Annotated in this window: 12 protein-coding genes and 1 pseudogene; 7 read left to right on the top strand and 6 right to left on the bottom strand. The window is 66.7% G+C overall.

The genetic code is table 11. The features are described 5' to 3' along the window. Nucleotides 1-5 precede the first annotated feature (5 nt). Together AC5P6X_RS03335 and AC5P6X_RS03330 are read right to left on the bottom strand one after the other, a co-directional pair. Nucleotides 6-1505, bottom strand: a complete 1500-nt coding sequence (locus AC5P6X_RS03335; protein ID WP_329756983.1) for a peptide MFS transporter — start codon at nucleotides 1503-1505, stop codon at nucleotides 6-8. 181 nt (nucleotides 1506-1686) lie between these two features. After that, nucleotides 1687-2562, bottom strand: coding sequence for a tryptophan 2,3-dioxygenase (locus AC5P6X_RS03330; RefSeq protein WP_005414712.1), 876 nt, complete (start codon nucleotides 2560-2562; stop codon nucleotides 1687-1689). 335 nt (nucleotides 2563-2897) lie between these two features. On the opposite strand from AC5P6X_RS03330, the gene pdhA reads away from it, so the two are divergent. The 4 genes from pdhA to AC5P6X_RS03310 are packed head-to-tail and all read left to right on the top strand — an operon-like array spanning nucleotide 2898 to nucleotide 6783. Next, nucleotides 2898-3980, top strand: a complete 1083-nt coding sequence (pdhA, locus tag AC5P6X_RS03325) for a pyruvate dehydrogenase (acetyl-transferring) E1 component subunit alpha (protein ID WP_049451145.1) — start codon at nucleotides 2898-2900, stop codon at nucleotides 3978-3980. Further along, nucleotides 3973-5040, top strand: coding sequence for an alpha-ketoacid dehydrogenase subunit beta (locus AC5P6X_RS03320; protein ID WP_005414714.1), 1068 nt, complete (start codon nucleotides 3973-3975; stop codon nucleotides 5038-5040). The genes pdhA and AC5P6X_RS03320 overlap by 8 nt, the downstream gene beginning before the upstream one ends. 1 nt (nucleotide 5041) lies before the next feature. Further along, a complete protein-coding gene (locus AC5P6X_RS03315; RefSeq protein ID WP_005411349.1) occupies nucleotides 5042-5395 on the top strand; it encodes an SH3 domain-containing protein in 354 nt (117 codons plus the stop codon). Next, complete coding sequence (locus tag AC5P6X_RS03310; RefSeq protein WP_049451146.1) at nucleotides 5392-6783, top strand: dihydrolipoamide acetyltransferase family protein; 1392 nt, start codon at nucleotides 5392-5394, stop codon at nucleotides 6781-6783. Before AC5P6X_RS03315 ends, AC5P6X_RS03310 begins: the two co-directional genes overlap by 4 nt. Nucleotides 6784-6921: 138 nt before the next feature. Here the strand turns inward: AC5P6X_RS03310 and AC5P6X_RS03305 are convergent, their stop codons facing one another. The 3 genes from AC5P6X_RS03305 to AC5P6X_RS03295 form a co-directional block, all read right to left on the bottom strand. After that, a complete protein-coding gene (locus AC5P6X_RS03305; protein ID WP_049451147.1) occupies nucleotides 6922-7308 on the bottom strand; it encodes a VOC family protein in 387 nt (128 codons plus the stop codon). 186 nt (nucleotides 7309-7494) lie between these two features. Next, complete coding sequence (locus AC5P6X_RS03300) at nucleotides 7495-8202, bottom strand: helix-turn-helix transcriptional regulator (RefSeq protein WP_099481246.1); 708 nt, start codon at nucleotides 8200-8202, stop codon at nucleotides 7495-7497. Further along, nucleotides 8202-8837, bottom strand: a complete 636-nt coding sequence (locus tag AC5P6X_RS03295) for a Rossmann-fold NAD(P)-binding domain-containing protein (RefSeq protein WP_262091104.1) — start codon at nucleotides 8835-8837, stop codon at nucleotides 8202-8204. Before AC5P6X_RS03295 ends, AC5P6X_RS03300 begins: the two co-directional genes overlap by 1 nt. Before the next feature lie 105 nt (nucleotides 8838-8942). Here AC5P6X_RS03295 and AC5P6X_RS03290 point away from each other — a divergent pair, with 105 nt between their 5' ends. Then, a complete protein-coding gene (locus tag AC5P6X_RS03290) occupies nucleotides 8943-10481 on the top strand; it encodes a GGDEF domain-containing protein (protein ID WP_005411356.1) in 1539 nt (512 codons plus the stop codon). Between the two features lie 213 nt (nucleotides 10482-10694). On the opposite strand, the gene AC5P6X_RS03285 is transcribed toward AC5P6X_RS03290, so the two are convergent. After that, nucleotides 10695-11621 carry a DUF808 domain-containing protein gene (locus AC5P6X_RS03285; RefSeq protein ID WP_005411357.1) on the bottom strand — a complete coding sequence of 309 codons (927 nt, stop codon included), beginning with the start codon at nucleotides 11619-11621 and terminating at the stop codon, nucleotides 10695-10697. A gap of 207 nt (nucleotides 11622-11828) precedes the next feature. Here AC5P6X_RS03285 and AC5P6X_RS03280 point away from each other — a divergent pair. After that, nucleotides 11829-13475: pseudogene (locus AC5P6X_RS03280) on the top strand (ABC1 kinase family protein); the annotation flags it as partial. A gap of 244 nt (nucleotides 13476-13719) precedes the next feature. Then, nucleotides 13720-15825 carry a phosphoglycerol transferase I gene (locus AC5P6X_RS03275; protein ID WP_088436235.1) on the top strand — a complete coding sequence of 702 codons (2106 nt, stop codon included), beginning with the start codon at nucleotides 13720-13722 and terminating at the stop codon, nucleotides 15823-15825. The last annotated feature ends 296 nt before the right edge of the window (nucleotides 15826-16121 follow it).

Here is a 16121-nt window from a genome sequence, read left to right as displayed (position 1 = left end):
CATCATTACTTGACGCCGTGCATCAGCTTGTTGATCAGCGGGGCGATCAGGAACAGCACCACGCCGGAGCCGATCAGGGCCCAGAACCCGAAGGTATACCCCTTCAGGGCCGACTCGACCGTCATGCCGCCTTCACCACTGACCACGCCAGCGAAGATGCCCGACAGGTTGTTGCCGATGCCCGTGGACAGGAACCAGCCGCCCATGCCGAAGCCGACCAGGCGCACCGGGGCCAGCTTGGTCACCATCGACAGGCCGATCGGCGACAGGCACAGCTCACCCACCGACTGGATGACGTAGACCATGAACAGGGTCCAGAACGGGATCTTGCCGTCCACGACCATCTGCGACAGGGCGAACATCAGCAGCGCGAAGGCGGCGCCGTTGAACAGCAGGCCCAGGCCGAACTTGCGCGGGATGGACGGATTGGCGCGGCCCATGGCCACCCAGATCCAGGCGATCACCGGGGCCAGGGTGATGATCGCCACCGAGTTGACCGACTGGAACCACGCGGTCGGGAAGGTCCAGTCACCGAACTGGCGGTTGACGATGTTCTCGGCCAGGAAGGTGAACGAGCTGCCGGCCTGTTCGAAGAACATCCAGAACATCACGTTGAAGGCGAAGATGATCAGCATGGCGATCACGCGGTCGCGCTGCACCTTGCCTTCGCGGATGCCCTCGACCAGCAGCAGGACGGCCAGCGCGGTGAACATCGCACCCAGGATCCAGGCCAGCGCGGTGGCGCCGGTGGCCAGCAGGAAGTACGCGACCGGGATGGCGACCACGGCACCGGCCAGCACCATGATGATGCGGCCGAAACCTTCAGCGCCGGCCGGCGGTGCACCGATGCCCTTCAGGCCGACACGACCGATGTAGAACCACACCAGCGAGATCAGCATGCCCACGCCCGAGGCGATGAACACGACCTTGTAGGACGGCATCGCGTCGGTACCGAACACCTTGCGGGCCAGGTACTCGGTCAGCACCGGGGCGATCATCGCGCCGATGTTGATGCCCATGTAGAAGATGGTGAAGCCCGAATCGCGGCGCTCGTCCTTCAGCCCGTACAGCTTGCCGACCATGGTCGAGATGTTGGGCTTGAACAGGCCGTTGCCGACGATGATCGTGGCCAGGCCGAGCTTGAAGATGTGCTCCTGCGGCAGCGAGATCATGAACAGGCCGGCGGCCATGATGATCGCGCCGGTCAGGATCGAGCGCTGGTAGCCCAGTACCCGGTCGGCCACGTAGCCACCGAAGATCGCCGCGGCGTACACCAGGGCCAGGTAGGCGCCGTAGATGCGGCTGGCGTCGCCTTCACCGGCAGCGCTGCCGTTGTAGAACTGGGCGACGATGTACAGCACCAAGGCCCAGCGGATGCCGTAGAACGCAAAGCGTTCCCAGAACTCGGTCATGAACAGCATCCACAACGGGCGCGGGTGGCCCAGCGTGGTCTTGAAGTCCGGCAGCGCCGGCTCTGGGGTGTTCGCAGTGGCGTTTACGCTCATGCGGATTTCCTGGTTCGGTGGATGACGAGCACGTCCGCTGTGCAGTTGGAGCAACGCGCGAGGATCACCGACTTCTGGCGTTCACGTCAAATACACGCCGTTTGAGGCAGGTGCCAGCCTGCTCGCTGAACTTGCATCTGAAACGATCCAGCCGCCGGCCGGGATCCAAGCTGAATACGGATCAGGCCTGTTCGGCCGGGGGCGCGGCCTGCAGGCTGGTGCGCACCTGGAACAGCTCGGGGAAGAAGGTCAGCTCCAGTGCCTTGGCCAGGAAGCCCACGCCGGACGAGCCACCGGTGCCGCGCTTGAAGCCGATCACCCGCATCACCGTGCGCATGTGGCGGAAGCGCCACAGCTGGAAGGCGGTCTCCAGGTCCACGAGGTCCTCGCACAGCGCGTACTCGCGCCAGTAGCGGTCGGTGTCCTGGTAGATGCGTTCGAAGACCGGCTGCAGGGCGTCGTCGGCCACGTGCGGCTGGGTCCAGTCATGGGCTTCGTAGACCGCCGGCACGGCATGGCCGAAGCGGGCCAGGTACTTCAGGAATTCCTCGTACAGGCTGGGCGCCTCCAGCACGGTGCGCAGCTGCGCCTGCCCGGCCGGGTCGTGCTCGAACACCTGCAGCATCTGCGCGTTCTTGTTGCCCAGCAGGAACTCGATGTAGCGGTACTGCAGCGACTGGAAGCCCGACGACGGGCCCAGCACGTCGCGGAAGCCCATGTATTCGGACGGGGTCAGGGTTTCCAGCACCGACCACTGCTCGGTCAGCTGGCGCAGCACCTGCTTGCTGCGCGCCAGCACCTTGCGGCACTGCCAGACTTCATCGCGCTGCAGGAAGCCGATTGCGGCACGCAGCTCATGGCCCAGCAGCTTCAGCCACAGCTCCGAGGTCTGGTGCTGGATGATGAAGAGCATCTCGTCATGGTGCGGCGGGCTGGACAGCGGCTGCTGCGCGCTGAGCAGCTGGTCCAGCCGCAGGTAGCCGCCGTAGGTGAGGCGTCCCTGCAGGTCGGTGTGGATGCCGGCTTCGAGATCGCGTTGGTTGTTGTCGACGGACATGGGCGGGACCAGATCGGGGGCGGCAAGGGTAGCGCGTTGCCGCCGCGCTGGCAGCCGCCGGGTCCATACCGGGGCGTGCGGTTGGCCGTGGAGCATCGGCCGATCCCAGGCCTGCGCGTGGAACCGTCCAGGCCGTTGTACTGGCGGTCAGCCAGAGGCGTATTCTGATGCTTTGCAGCAACGACTGAATACGTTGTTGTTATTGGCCCCCCACCCGCCGGCAGGGGTAAAACGGGGAATCGCCGTGTTGCGGCGCAGGAAGGCTATTCCGTACGCGTTCCTTAACATGGCGATTCATATCATTTGTAACTTCTCTGTCGAAGGTGCAGTACGCAATGACGGTTGCCGCTGAATTCAAGATCGAATACCTGCAGTACCTGGATACGGACGGCAAACTCGTCCGCGATGACCTGCCCGCGTCGCTGCGCGACCCCAAGGTCCTGGTACCGCTGTTCAAGCAGATGCTGTTCGTACGTACGTTCGACAGCAAATCCATCGCACTGCAGCGCACCGGCAAGCTCGGCACCTATGCCGCCTGCCTGGGCCACGAAGCCGCGCACGTGGGTATCGGCGCGGCGATGCAGAAGGACGACGTGTTCGCGCCTTCGTACCGCGAGTATGGCGCGATGTTCATGCGTGGCGTGCGCCCGCACGACGTGCTGATGTACTGGGGCGGCGACGAACGCGGCAACGATTACGGCGGCAACGCGGCCAAGGACTTCCCGTTCTGCGTGCCGATTTCCACCCAGTGCCTGCATGCCGCAGGCGCGGCGCTGAAGTTCAAGCTCAACAAGGAACCGCAGATCGCGGTGGCCGTGTGCGGCGACGGCGGCAGCTCCAAGACCGACTTCTACGCAGCACTGAATTCGGCCGGCGCCTACAAGCTCCCGCTGATCCTGTGCATCGTCAACAACGGTTGGGCCATCTCGGTTCCGCGTTCGGCCCAGACCGGTGCCGAAACACTGGCGCAGAAGGGCCTGGCTGGTGGCCTGCACTGCCTGCAGGTGGACGGCAACGACCTGATCGCGGTGCTGGCGGCCATGGAGCAGGCGCGCGAACGTGCGCTGGCCGGCGACGGCGGCACCGTGCTGGAACTGATGACCTATCGCCTGTCCGACCACACCACCGCCGATGACGCGCGCCGCTACCGTGACGACGCCGAAGTGAAAGATGCCTGGCAGCGCGAGCCGATGCTGCGCCTGCGCAAGTACCTGATCAACGCCGGTGTGTGGAGCGAGGACGAAGAGACTGCCTGGGTTGCCGAGTGCGGCACGCGCGTGGACGAGGAAGTGAACCTGTACCTCAACACGCCGGTGCAGCCGGTCGAGGCGATGTTCGACTTCCTGTATGCCGATCCGCCGCCGGACCTGCTGGCCCAGCGTGCCCAGGCGATCGCCCTGGAGAAGCGCCATGGATGAGATCAAGAACGGCGCGCCCGGCGCGCACACCAACGCCGCCGACAGCGCTGCGGTCGCGCGCGGAGAAGAGAGCATGACCACCACCCCGATCACCCTCATCGAAGCCATCACCCAGGCGCTGGCCTGGGAGCTGGAACACGACCCGTCGGTGCTGGTGCTGGGCGAAGACGTGGGCGTCAACGGCGGCGTGTTCCGCGCCACTGCCGGTCTGCAGCAGCGCTTCGGCTCGGACCGCATCCTCGACACCCCGCTGGATGAAACCACCATCGCCGGCCTGACGATTGGTCTTGCCGCGCAGGGCATGAAGCCGGTCGCCGAAGCCCAGTTCGATGGCTTCATGTACCCGATGGTCGACCATATCGTCTGCCACGCCGCACGCCTGCGTTATCGCACGCGTGGCCGCCTGCACTGCCCGATGGTGCTGCGCGTGCCGTGGGGCGGTGGCATCCGCGCGCCGGAACACCACAGCGAAGCCAACGAGGCGATCTTCACCAACGTGCCGGGCCTGCGCGTGGTGCTGCCGTCGTCGCCGCAGCGCGCCTACGGCCTGCTGCTGGCCGCGATCCGCGAACCGGATCCGGTGATCTACATGGAGCCCAAGCGCATCTACCGCCAGTACAAGGAAGTGGTCGTCAACGACGGCGAAGCCTTGCCGCTGGACGTCTGCTTCGTGCTGCGCGACGGCACCGACGTGACCCTGGTGACCTGGGGCGCGCAGGTGAAGGAAGCGCTGGAAGCGGCCGACAAGCTGGCCGGCGAAGGCATCAGTGCCGAAGTCATCGACGTGGCCACGCTGCGTCCGCTGGACTTTGCCACCATCGCCGAATCGGTGGCCAAGACCGGCCGCTGCGTGATCGTGCAGGAGGCTCCGAAGACCGCGGGCTTCGGCGCCGAGATCGCCGCGCGCCTGGCCGAGGAATCGATCTACGACCTGCTGGCCCCGGTCGAGCGCGTCACTGGCTACGACACCCACATTCCGCTGTTCCGCCTGGAAATGAAGTACCTGCCGAGCGTTGAGCGGATCGTGGCTGCGGCCAAGCGCGCGGTGGCGGCCGGCTGACATGCGGGCCCGCCTTCTGGGGGCTTACCGCAGCCAGTATCCCAACCCGCTCCGGTTCCACACCGGCCAGATCGTCGAAGTAGGTGTCCGTGACGAGGAATGGCCGGCGTTTGCCTGGGTACGCACCAACGATGGGCGCGCTGGATGGGCGCCCATCGCCTGGTTGCAGCTGCTGGACGAGGGTCGCGCCGAAGCGCTGTGCGACTACGACGCCCGCGAGCTGGATGTGGAAAGCGGCGAGATGGTGAAGCTTCATCACGAACACGGCGGGTGGTGGTGGTCCGAGCGCGCCAATGGCGCGACGGGTTGGCTGCCGGCCCGCGAACTGGAACTGCTGGAAGAGAACTGCAAATGAGCCAGACCAAGAACTTCAACCTGCCCGACCTGGGCGAAGGCCTGCCGGACGCGACCATCGTCGAGTGGTTCGTCAAGGAAGGCGATGTGATCAAGCTGGACGAGCCGCTGGTGTCGATGGAGACCGCCAAGGCCGTGGTGGAAGTGCCCTCGCCGTTCTCCGGCAAGGTGCTGAAGCTGTCCGGCGGTGCCGGCGACATCATCCCGACCGGCTCGGTGCTGGCCAGCTTCGAACTGGACCCGAACCTGCCGCAGCGTGCCGATGGCCAGGACACCGGCCACAGCCATGGTCATGCCGCACCGGCCACGCCGGCTGCCGCACCGACCCCGCCGCCGCTGCCGGCTGCGCCGGTCGCTGCGGAGGAAGCCAAGCCGGCCGCCGCCGAGCGTGACGACGCCGGTACCGTGGTCGGCGCCATGCAGAGCTCCAACGCCGTGCATGCCGAACAGGCGCTGGCCGTCGGTGGCGTCAAGGCCGTGCCGGCCGTGCGTGCGATGGCGCGCAAGCTGAGCGTGGACCTGAGCCGCGTGCCGGCCAGCGGCACCGATGGCGCGGTCACCATGGCCGACGTCAAGCAGGCCGCCGCCAACGGCACCGCCAAGCTCGGCGCTGCTCCGGCACCGGTTGCCGCTGCTGCCTATGCCGCGCAGGCCCCGGCGCAGGTGTCTGCCCCGGTGCAGAGCGAAGCCCGCACCCCGCTGTCCGCCGCCGGCAAGCCGATGCGTACCCAGCCGCCGGGCGTGGTCGCCAAGGGCCAGCCGGAACCGCTGAAGGGCGTGCGCCGCAACATGGCACGCGTGATGGCCGATGCGCACAGCAAGGTCGTGCCGACCACGCTGAACGACGACGCCGACATCCACGCCTGGCTGCCGGGCAACGACGTCACCGCGCGCCTGGTGCGTTCGATCGTGGTCGCCGCGCAGAAGGTACCGGCGATGAACGCCTGGTTCGACGGTGAAGCGCTGACCCGTACCCTGCACGCACAGGTGGACATCGGCATCGCCGTGGACACCGACGACGGCCTGTTCGTGCCGGCCCTGCGCAATGCCGACATGCTCGACGCACGCGGCATCCGCGAAGGCGTCAACCGCCTGCGCGAGCAGGTGGAATCGCGTTCGATCGCCGCTTCGGAACTGAGTGGCTACACCATCTCGCTGTCCAACTTCGGCATGTTCGCCGGCCGCTACGCGACCCCGGTCGTGGTGCCGCCGTGCGTGGCCATCGTCGGTGCCGGCCGTGCCCGCCACCAGATGACCCCGGTGATGGGCGGCGTGGAAGCGCACAAGGTGATCCCGCTGTCGGTCACCTTCGACCACCGCGCGGCCACCGGCGGCGAAGCGGCGCGCTTCCTGCGCGCAATGATGGACGACCTGGCGCTGGCCAGCTGATCGGCCACCTGATCGGTGGGTGCCAACCGTTGGTTGGCACATGACTTGGAGAAAACGCCGGGCATTGCCCGGCGTTTTTTTGTGCCTGCTCCGTCGCGCTCCATCCACGCATGGCGTGGATCTACACAATGCGGGCGATCAATCGCGCGCGACCAGGCCCTCGGCGCGGCTGTACACACGCAGGCGGTGGCCATCAGGATCTGCCCCGACAAAAGTATGGCCGAACTCCAGTGTCAACGGCGCCTGCAGGATCTGCACGCCGAGTGCGCGCCACGCATCGTGCATCTGCTGCACGGCCTCGGGGTTGGCCACCACCATTGCCAGTTCGGCGGCGCCTGCCTGCGCGGACACCGGCGGTTGCACGTCGTCGCGTTGCCACAGGCCGAGTGCGGCGCCATCGCCGAGCAGGAACAGGGCAAATCCGGGCGACTGCTCGACCGGCGGTCTGCCGAGAATGCCGCTGTAGAAGGTGGCGCTGGCGGCGACGTCGCGCACGTACTGCAGCAGGGTGCTGGGCGTGAACATGGGGAAGCTCCGTTGCTAGGAGCGCTCATGGTGGTACGGCCCTGCTGACAGATTCTGTCAGTAGAGTCGACTGTTGGTAGAGTCGACTGTCAGTCGACTGCTCTTCCCTCAACCTGCCTAAACCCCGCGCTGCGCGCGATAGTCGACTAACAGTCGACTCTACCCCCGCTCCCGGCTGTTGCTCTGTTATGAGCGATCCAACCAGTCCGGCGCGATGCCCTGTGCCTTCTGCCAGCGCCGCAGCAGCGTGGCGCGCGGCACGAGGTAGCGATCCTCCATCACGCGCACCTGGCGGATGCGGTCCAGCCTGAAATGGCGGAAATCCTCGCGGCGCTCGCACCACGCCGCCAGCATCGGCACCTCATCGAAGTAGCCCAGCGCGAACGGCCAGACGATCCGCTCGCTGCGCTGACCGTGCGCGTCCTCGTAGCCGAACTTCAGGCGCTGCTGTGAACCGACAGCCTCTCGCACGGCCTGCAGACGAGCTGGGGGAACCTTGGCCGCCGCACGCGAAGGGCCCACCCGCAGGCCACTATCACGCAAGGCCTCGCGCCGCGCTGCGGGCAACACATGCGCGATACGCGCCAGGGCATCGCGTGCGGCTTCGGCCAACGCGGGTTCGGTACGGGCCGCAACCCAGCGCAGGCCCAGCACCAGCGCGTCGATCTCGGCCGGTGGCAGGGTCATCGGTGGCAGGGTGTCGCTCGGCGCCAGCTGGTAGCCGACGCCGGCCTCGCCACGCAGGTCAGCGCCCTGCTCACGCAGGGTCTCGATATCGCGGTACAGCGTGCGCAGGCTGATGCCCAGCGCTTCGGCCAGCGTCTGCCCGGCCACCGGCCGCCGATGGCGGCGCAGCAGCTGCAGCAACTGGGTCAGGCGCAGCGCACGCGACATCAGCCGACCAGTGCGCTCGATGCCACCACGTGCTCACCCGGTTGCGGGGCCAGCGCGGCCTCGACCAGAGCCTTGGCGATTTCGCTGGCCGGGTTGATCCGCCACGCCCGTGGCAACACCGGCCCCAATGCACCCAACACCGTCAGGGCCAGGCGCTCGCCACGACGCACCTCGTTGCGCTCGCCCCCGATCAGCCCTGGGCGGACCAGGGTCAACGAATTGAAGCCCAGCGCACGAAGGTCACGCTCCAATTCACCCTTCACCCGGCTGTAGAAGATCGACGACTGTGGATTGGCGCCGGCCGCGGAATTCAGCACATAAGTCTGTGCACCCTGTGCCTGCGCCAGGCGGGCGAAGGCCAACGGGTAGTCATGATCGATGCGATGGAAGGCCTCACGGCTGCCGGCCTGGGCAATGGTGCTGCCCAGCGCGCAGATGACCGCGTCCACGCGCGCCCATGCTGGCGAAGTGGGCAACGCGTCGAAGGCCAATACCGGGTTCTCCAGCTTCCCGTGGGTCATGCCCAACGGGCGGCGGGTGGGCGCCACCACGCCACTGCAGCGCGGGTCATCCAGCAGCCGGGGCAGGGCCAGCCCGCCGACCAGGCCGGTCGCCCCCAGCAACATCACGCGCATCACCACCTCCACTGCGGCATCCTGTCGCCCATCCTAGCCGTTCAAGCCGTCGGCGACCGCGCCGATATGCTGGAACCAGTCCCTGCCAGCCCCAGGATTCGCTCCATGACGGACCAGCCCGACCACCGCCCTGCCCCCGGTACCGCCCTTGGGCCGCCGGCACGCGTGCGCGCGGTGGTGGACGATGGGCTGGGCGACCGCGTGGTACTGCAGGGCGGTGGTGGCGTGGCATTGCAGCAGCTGTTCGCCGGCGCCGACGCGCCGGAACCGCTGCTGGCCGCCTTTGCCAACGGCATGGCCACCCTGCCCGGCGAACTGGGTGACATGGGCGACCGCCTGCAGTCGGCGCAGGCCAGTGCCGATTGGCCGCGCTACGGGCGCGCGATGCGGCAGCTGATCGACAAGTACATCCGCACCATCGAACAGCATTCGCCGGACGGACAGCCGGAAAGCCTGCGCCTGTCCGAGCAGCTGCGGCTGCTGCTGGGTGGCGCCGTGGTGGCCCTGCTGCAGCACGACCCGGATCTGCGCGAGCAAGCGCAGGCGCTGGCCACGCGCCTGCGCCAGTGGCAGCCGGGTACCGCACTGGAGCCGATCGAACAGGGCGTGCGCGAACTCGGGCACCAGGTCGGCGTGCGTGCCGAGAGCTGGCAGGAGCAGCAGGCGCTGCTGCTGGAACTGTTCGCGCTGCTGTTGGAAAACGTGAGCGAGCTGCTGGACGACCGCAGTTGGCTGCAGGGCCAGATCGCGGCGGTGCGCCAGCTGCTGGACGGGCCGCTGGAAGCCGAGGCAGTCGAGCGCACCCGTGCCGAACTGCGCGAAGTGATCTACAAGCAGGGCCTGCTGCGCCAGGGCATCGACGATTCGAAGGCGGCGATGCGCGGGTTGATGGGCGAGTTCATCGAGCGCATGGATGGCATGGCCACCAGCACCGGCGAATACCACGACCGCATCGGCAGCTACGCACTGCAGCTGCGCGAGGCGCGTAGCATCGCCGACCTCAACCAGCTGCTGCAGGACGTGATGCGCGACACCGGCAAGGTGCAGCAACAGGCCGCGCAGGCCCGCGATCACCTGGCCAATGCGCGGCAGGAAGTGGAACGCGCCGAACAGCGCATTGCCGAGCTGGAGCAGGAACTGCGTGCCGCCGGTGATCTGGCGCGCATCGATCCGCTGACCCAGGCGCTGAACCGCCGCGGCCTGGACGAACTGCTGCAGCGTGAACTGGCGCGTGCTGCGCGCAACAACTCACCGCTGGGCGTGGCGGTGATCGACCTGGATGATTTCCACCTGACCAACGAGGCGCACGGCCACGCCGGCGGCGATGCGTTGCTGCAGCACCTGGTGGCCGTTTGCAGGCTGTTGCTGCGCGCCACTGACGGCATCGCACGGCTGGGTGGCGACGAGTTCGTGCTGGTGCTGCCGGAAACCCAGGGTGCCGATAGCATGGCCACCGTGCAGCGCCTGCAACGCTCACTGGCGCACCGCGTGCTGACCGTGCAGGACCGGCGCGTGCCGGTGCACTTCAGCGCCGGGCTGGCGCAATGGCAGCCGGGCGACGATACCGAGGCTTTGCTGCGCCGTGCGGATGACGCGTTGTATGCGGCCAAGCGACAGGGCAAGAACCGCGTGCAGGCGGGCTGACCGTCCGGCCCGTCGCGAACCGCTTTGGTAGGTGCCAACCTTGGATGGCACACGTGGAAACAAAGCGCCGACCAAGGTCGGCCTCTACCTGGGAACCCGCCGGCGACGATGCCGACCACCTTGAACCGCTTTGGTAGGTGCCAACCTTGGTTGGCACACGCAGGAAACAAAGCGCCGACCAAGGTCGGCCTCTACCTTGCGACCCGCCGGTGATTACTTGCCGCGCAGCTTCTGGAACCCGGTCACGGCCGCGAGCACGATGGCGCCGGCGATGATGCCGACCACCATGTTACCCACCGCGCTGACCAGCCAGCCCCACTGCCCCTCGCCGCCCATCGCCTGTACTGCGTGGTGCAGCGCCGGCACGTTGTGCACCAGGATGCCGCCGCCCACCAGGAACATGGCAATGGTGCCGGCCACCGACAGGAACTTCATCAGCCACGGTGCCGAAGCCACCAGGCCGCGACCGAAGGCGGCCACGGCCCCACCCTTGCGCGACAGGTACAGGCCGACGTCATCGAGCTTCACGATGCCCGCTACCAGCCCATAGACGAAGACCGTCATCGCCAGTGCAACCACGGCCAGCGTGACCAGCTGGTTGGTGAACGATGCGGTGGCGACCACGCCCAGGGTCAGTACGATGATCTCGGCCGAGAGGATGAAGTCGGTGCGGATCGCGCCTTTTACCTTGTCCTTCTCCCACGCCACCATGTCCACCTGCGCGTCGGCCAGCGCCTTGCGCCGCTCGGCCTGATGCTCGGCGTCGTCCTCGGCTGAGTGCAGGAACCGGTGTGCCAGCTTCTCAACGCCCTCAAAGCACAGGAACGCGCCACCGATCATCATCAGCGGCACGATCAGCGGCACGTTCCAGCCGCGGCTGTGCAGCCAGGCCTCCAGCGCACTGATCGCCAATGCTGCAGGCACCAGGATCACCTTGTTGACCAGCGAGCCCTTGGCCACCGCCCACACCACCGGCAGTTCGCGGTTGGCGTTGACCCCGGTGACCTGCTGCGCGTTCAGCGCCAGGTCGTCGCCCAGCACGCCGGCGGTTTTCTTCGCCGCGACCTTGGTCAGGACCGAGACATCGTCGAGGAGGGTGGCGATATCGTCGAGCAGGGCGAACAGGCTGGCACCGGCCATGGGAAGTCCAGAGAGGGAATGAGCGGATTCTGACCGATCCGGTGTGGACTGCGGAAGACGTCGGATTCACTGCGTGCCCACCGCCCCCCGGCGACACTGCGGAATCCGGACATCGCCGGCCCGTGGCCGGCGCTACCTGTCTTCGTCGCATGGGAGTTCCGCTTGAGCAATCCGCCCACCGCCAATGGCAATCCTCCGCTGGTCAAAGGCATGAACCGGCGCAGCCAGATCCTGCGCCTGCTGATGCGCTATCGCCATTCAGGGGTGTTCTCGGGCATGAACCTGGATGCCGCAGGCAATCCAGCCGACGTTCCCGCGGACGGCAACCCGGAACAGTTCGTCAGCGACCTGGAAGCGCTGGGCCCCACCTTCGTCAAGCTGGGCCAGATGCTGTCCACGCGCCCGGACATGGTGCCGGTGGAGTTCGCCACAGCCCTGGAGCGCATGCAGGAAAAGGTGGCCGAGATTCCGGTCGAGCGCATCCATGCGATCGTCGAGCAGGAGCTGGGCGCACCGGTGAACAAGCTGTTCGCCTCATTCGATCCCGAACCGCTGGGCTGTGCCTCGATCGCGCAGGTGCATCGCGCGGTGCTGCACGACGGACGCCAAGTGGCAGTGAAGGTGCAGAAGCCTGAAGTGGCTGCACAACTTCGCTCGGACCTGGAGGCGCTGCGCAGCTTCGCGCTGGCCGCCGACCACCTGACCCAGGTGGGCCGCCGCGTGCGCCTGCGCGACTGGCTCAACGAGTTCGCAAAGACCCTGATGCAGGAGCTGGACTACCACGCCGAGGCCGAGAACCTGGCCCGTTTCGGCCGACACCTGAAGCCGTTCCGCCGCCTGTGGATTCCGCAGCCGCTGTGGGACTACAGCAGCCAGCGCGTGCTGACCATGGAACTGGCCACCGGCGTGCGCGTGGATGCAATTCCCGATGTGCGCCGCACCGAACAATCGATGGACCCGCTGGCGGCGGCGCTGATCCGCGGCTACCTGGACCAGATCTTCGTGCACGGCGAGATCCACGCCGACCCGCACCCCGGCAACCTGCGGGTGATGCCCGATGGACGGCTGGCGATCTTCGACCTGGGCATGGTCGCGCACATGCCGCCACGCCTGCGCGAGCGGCTGCTGAAGATTCTGTTCGCCGCAGTCGATGGCCGTGGCGAGGAAGTAGCCGACGATCTGATCAGCATCAGCACGCGGCTGGAGGCCTTCGACGAAGAGCGCTACCTGCGCGAGACCGGCCAGCTGATCGCGCGCTACGCCGCCAGCGGCAGTTTCTCCGAAGGCCGCGTGGTGCTGGACATGGTGCGCATCGCCACCGCCTGCGGCCTGCGCACCCCGCCGGAACTGAGCCTGCTCGGCAAGGCGCTGCTCAACCTGGAAACCGTATGCCGCTTGCTGGCACCGGACCTGGATACCCGCCGTATCGTCGAACGCCAGCTGCAGCACGTGATGCGTGCGCGCCTGAAGAAGTCCCTGTCGGCAGCCAACATCGCCAGCGAGGCGATGGAGCTGCAGCAGCTGCTGCGCGATGGGCCGCGCAAGCTGTCGGACATCATGGCGCTGCTGGCCGAGAACCGTCTGCAGATGAAGGTGACGGGCCTGGAAGAATCGCGGTTGATGGAGAACCTGCAGAAGATCGCCAACCGCGTGGCGGCCGGCATCATCAGCGCGGCATTGATCATGGCCGCCGCGATGATGATGAAGATCGACACCGGCTGGCATCTGTTCGGCTACCCGCTCATCGCTCTGATTCTGTTGTTCATCGGCGTAGTGCTCGGCCTTGGCATCGTGACCAGTGCATTGCTGTTCGATCGTCGCGCGCGGGCACGCGAAGAGCGCGGGCATCGCTAGCGAAGCTACGAAAACACCCGTATTCATGCGGTTTTTAATGCAATCCAACGAAGCCTTTCACGCTCGTTTTACCTTCTGAGCGCGATTTCGCGCGCGTCATTTCAACAAACATTTCAGTCAGGTTCGTGCATGCACTATCGGGTCATCGGCCTGTCACATGCATGTGCGTGCGGCAGCGCCGGTCGGATGGACACGCGTCGGTACGACGTCCATCACCACCACCCCGTCACTGCCGAAGCTGCCTATGCTCTGGATACTGCTGCTGTCGTTGTTGCTGCTGTGCTGGTTGTTCCTCGCGTCCGGCAAATGGGTGTGGTGGAAGGCCAGTGCGTTCTCGCTGCTGCTGCTCACGCTCAGCGCATGGTGGCTGATCGACAAGCTGTCCGGTGATGGGCTCAACGCCGCCACGCTGTACCACCTCGGCGCCGACATGGAAGGCGCCGGAGTCTCCGACTTCAAGGGCTACATCGCCGGCTTCATCGTGCTGGCGCTGGTCTCGCTGCTGCCGCTGTTCGCCACGCGGGTGAAGCGCTGGCGCCGGCCCGGCCACGGTGGCGCGCTGTTCGCGGGCTTCGCGGCCGTGTGGGTGGCCACGATCATGATCAGCCCGCTGGCCCGCGACGGCCAACGCCTGTACCAGCAGCTGCGCCCGGTCGACTTCGCCCGCATCGCCCCCGAATACCAGGTGCCGACGCAGCCGCTGCAGCGCCCGCGCAACATCGTCTGGATCTACGGCGAGAGCCTGGAGCGCACGTACCTGGACGAAAACGTATTCCCAGGCCTGATGCCCAATCTCAACCGGCTGGCGTCCGAGTCGCTGGACGTGCGCAACCTGGCCTCGGCCGAGGGCAGCGGCTGGACCATCGCCGGCCTGGTGTCGTCGATGTGCGGCGTGCCGCTGACCACTTCGCAGGGCGATGAGAACAGCATGGACCGGATGGGCAGCTTCCTGCCTAAGGCGGTGTGCCTGGGCGACTACCTGAAGCAGCAGGGCTATACCAACCATTACCTGGGCGGGGCCAACGGCCAGTTCGCCGGCAAGGGCCAGTTCCTGGCCAGCCACGGTTTTGACGAAGTGCATGACCTCGCCTGGTTCAAGCAGCAGAAAAAGATCGGACGCATCCACTACTCCGCCTGGGGCGTGCACGACGACGTGCTGCTGGATACCGCCTACCAGCGCTTCGAACAGCTCTCGCGCGCCGGCTCGCCATTCATGCTCACCACGCTCACCATGGACACCCACCACCCGGCGGGCCACCTGCCGGTGTCGTGCAAGGGCGAGCGCTACCAGAGCCAGTACGGCAACATCAACATGCTCAACGCGCTCAAGTGCAGTGACCGGCTGATCTCGCAGCTGGTCGAACGCATCCAGGCCAGCCCGTACGGCAAGGACACGCTGATCGTGATCGCCTCCGACCACCTGGCGATGCCCAACGATCTGACCCACATCCTGACCCGGCAGAAGCGCGAGAACCTGCTGCTTTTCCTGGGCGATGGCATTGCCCCGCAGCAGCTCAGCGCCGACGCCGGCACCACCCTGGATTCGGGTGCGACCCTGCTCAGCCTGTTGGACCCGAACCTGAAGACGATGGGCTTTGGCCGTTCACTGATCGATACCCAGCGCGCGCCCAGCGCCAGCGTGGCCACCCAGCGTGATGGCGGCCGAGATTACCCGCAGTACCTCGCCTTCGCCCGCTCGCTGTGGCTGGGTGAGCCGACCCGCGAACTGAGGATCGACGGCGACGACCAGGTGGTGGTCGGCCTGCAGCACGTGCAACCGCCGGTGCTGCTGGAATACGACAAGGACTGGGGATTGAAGTCGGTGTATCTGGAGAACACCTCGCGCCAGTTTGATGATGCCGACCCGGACAACACCCTGGCCTATGTCGACCGCTGCACCGCGTTCGAGGACGGCTCGGCCGATGGCGACTGGTGCGCCCTGCTGGTCAACCGTGACAACGGCATCAAGCTGTACCGCGACAACGACCTGCGTGGCGGCATTGCCGTGGACGCACCGCTGGACGCATTCCAGGGCCCGCGCCCGAGCGTGCGCCAGGCGCACATGATCACCCAGAAGGGTCGCCGCACCCGCGCCGGCCAGTACATGCTGCAGCTGGTGGCGAGCACGCGGCCGGATCGCGGTTTCTGGATCGAAGCGGTGTCCTCGCAACGCAAGGTGGTGCTGGCCCAGCGGTGGGTGCAGCCCGATGCCAACGGCAAGATCAACGTGTCGTTCGGGCTGGATCACGAAGTGGATGATCTGGAGATCCGCGCGTGGTTGAACCATGCCGAGAAGCTGGCGGTGGACACGTTCGCACTGGTGCCCTCGCGCAGCCGACCACGGGGGTAGGGGTTTCTTTGCAGGGCTGCGCCCTGCCACCCGCCGAAGCAACAGCCGAAGCAACAGCAACAGCGGGCATTCCGTGGGATGGCGGGGCGGTGTGGGTTGGCAGGACACGCCGTAAACCCGTCCCTGGGGGCTCGATGGCGCCATCCATGGCGCCAACGGTCCTGCCAACCCACACCGCCCCACCTCTGACAGATTCCGTGTGCTGTTGGTGGGTGTCGACCTTGGTCGACACAATCTGTCAGATATCGAAAATCAAAATGGGGTCAGATCCGTTTTCCTCCGGAAAACGGATCTGA

Source organism: Stenotrophomonas sp. YJH_SMC_40, assembly GCF_059368615.1.
This window is presented reverse-complemented; position numbering and strand designations above follow the sequence as displayed.